This window comes from Escherichia sp. MOD1-EC6475 (assembly GCF_003046645.1).
Lineage (GTDB): Bacteria > Pseudomonadota > Gammaproteobacteria > Enterobacterales > Enterobacteriaceae > Escherichia > Escherichia ruysiae.
Genome location: NZ_PZKQ01000122.1, coordinates 1 through 929, shown reverse-complemented (window position 1 = coordinate 929; position 929 = coordinate 1). Strand labels below are relative to the sequence as shown.

1 pseudogene is annotated in these 929 nt (G+C 47.6%); it reads right to left on the bottom strand.

Features of this window, described 5'->3' with window-relative positions:
* A pseudogene (gene ypdA, locus A7589_RS22660) lies at window positions 1–575 on the bottom strand (two-component system sensor histidine kinase YpdA); the annotation flags it as partial.
* Between the last annotated feature and the right edge of the window lie 354 nt (window positions 576–929).

Below are 929 nucleotides of genomic sequence, written 5' to 3'. Positions count from 1 at the left end.
TGCACCAGCAGCACAATAAAACCGATACAGACGCTGCCGAGGATCATTGGAATCCCGATTTTTGACACAATGTCCAGCCCCAGTTCAGTGGTCGGCGCCCAGACAATCACCAGAATCATGGTCAGCGTTTCGCACAACATGCCGCCGAGAATACCGACTCGCCAACGCTGCGCTTTGGGGATTTTCAGGTTGATCCAGCCCGATATACATCCCGCCAGAATACTGGTGATAAAGCAGGGGATCGCCGTCACGCCACCAATATCAATAAGATAGCGGTGAATCCCGGCTATCACGCCGGTAATGATCCCCACCCACGGGCCAAATAAAATCCCGCCGGACATCACCGCAATAATACGTACATTAACCAGTGAGCCTTCCACCGGCACACCGGACCAGGTGCTGAACAGGGCAAACAGCGAGAAAATGGCGGTAACGGCGAGCAGCTCTTTCGGTGAGTGTGCCGACTTGTGCAACAGTTCGCGAAACAGGCGGATACGGATGAGAAAGAACAGGCAGATAAGCATTAACGCTGCCCGATCGAAGACCGCCAGCAGCATGTTGAATATTTCGTGCACGGGTAACTCTGGATAAGGATTAAACCTCTATGATAGGTAACCTGAAGGCTGATGACCAGCAGGCCGTTTTTGAGGAAAAACCACAATTTTAAAAGGGGATTGTCAGGCAAATGGTGTATTGGCAATGCATCTCTTGATAATGCACACTCAATAAGTAAATTTATTGAAATTATAATGTTAATTAATATGAATTTAATTTTCCTGGAAGAAAGTAAGGATTTCCCGTTTTATTACAGGTTTTCCTCTTTTTTTGGTAGAAAAAAATATTTGCTAAAACGCTCGACAGACAGAAATTAATCAGGCTATTTTCAAAACAGCCACCATCGTGGCAGCGTCGCTCGGACGGTCCGGGCG